At 39.2% G+C, this 1,367-nt stretch carries 2 protein-coding genes; one reads left to right on the top strand and one right to left on the bottom strand.

What is annotated here, in order from left to right; genetic code table 11:
* Positions 1 to 212, bottom strand: a 212-nt coding sequence (locus tag KIV40_RS31860; RefSeq protein ID WP_285353326.1) for a DUF2500 family protein, incomplete at its 3' end; no start/stop codon positions are given.
* A gap of 244 nt (positions 213 to 456) precedes the next feature.
* Here KIV40_RS31860 and KIV40_RS31855 point away from each other — a divergent pair.
* Positions 457 to 831 (top strand): DUF4145 domain-containing protein, encoded by a 375-nt coding sequence (locus KIV40_RS31855; RefSeq protein ID WP_285353325.1) that lies wholly within the window; start codon positions 457 to 459, stop codon positions 829 to 831.
* Positions 832 to 1,367 lie beyond the last annotated feature (536 nt).

The following is a 1,367-nucleotide window of genomic DNA, read 5'->3' as shown; positions in this document are numbered from 1 at the left end:
ACCAGTCCACGTTGAACGTAGATCCAATACTCTTGGTCTTCTTGTCCTGGCTCTGCATCCGGTAGATCAATGGATTGTTTGTCGAGCACCGTGACATCCACTTTCTTCTCTGGCGCGTTCTCTCCTTGCATATGCTTTCGATAAAAGCTTACAAAAACCCAGCCTGCTAGGGCGACAAGTACAATAATCGCAAGAAAAAGTGAATTAGGCATACAACCTCCATATAGTCCTGGAGGCTATTCTAGTCGGTTGGCTACATGGGATATGTGTTTAAAGCCGCTATTCGTGAATTGATGTAAGTTGAGCGAGTTATTTTTCGGCTGATATCACATTTCATTGCCAATTGTGGATAACACGTTGTTATTTATTGTCTCTTTCTCACGTAAATCGTGATCAATTTGTATCAGAATAGGGTAATGCTCGACTAAAATTAGAGTGTGGAGTGGGAGGGTCAATATGACGGACATTGAAAAAGTAGTCACAAGGACTCGTAATATAGAAAAGTTATTGCGGCTTCAGTATCACGCTGAGGGAGAAGGGCTGCATGAACTGGTCACGAGTTGTGAAGAGAGATTGCCACACGATATGGTGGTAAAACTACGCTACATCGCCACTTGCCGAAACAAGGTGGTGAATGATCATGATGCGCAATTAGAGGATCATCACCAGTTCATCATGATGTGTAATGATTGTGAGAAAGAGCTGACCCCAAGAAGTGGGCGCTTTATTTGGCGAGTTGCCATTCTCTTAATGATGGTAATGACGTTGGCTGCTGCTGGTTTCTATTATGCCAATTGGGATGTACTGACGTTACATCTATTCTCAAAGTAACAGATTTAGATAAAAGAAAAGGGACGCCATGGCGTCCCTTTTCTTTTTTTGGTACTTGATTAGTACATCATCGGTAGTGTCATAAGACCAACAACTACCGCGATCATTACAAGTCCTTGTTTTTGCGAAGATGAAATCATAACACTACTCCTAAATTTGGTTAACTATCGCTATGTGATTAAGAATAGCACTACTTTTGGCTTTAGATCAAGAATTACTTTCGAAAGCTCTAAAAAAGCAAGAAAACTAACTTATATGTGCTCTCAATAGCGAAGTTTACTGTGTTTTTTGTGTTGGTTTTAATTTGTTCGTTGTGGTTTTTGTTTGTCCTTTTTGGTTTTAACTTGTTGTTTTTATGGATTTAATTAATGTAACTATAGTTGTTAAAACTTGTTAAAGTGTATTAATGGTTGCTGGTGGTCTCTGCTGTTTTCCAGTCGTTATTATGCTGGGTATTTTGGTTATTTATCTCTTTATGTTGTCCGTGATAGCTACCGATAAGGGGGTATCTCATATTAAATTGAGAAAATATCACT

It is taken from the genome of Vibrio sp. D173a, from assembly GCF_030248475.1.
Note: the sequence above shows the minus strand (reverse complement) of the source record. Positions and strands in the feature narration are given on the sequence as shown.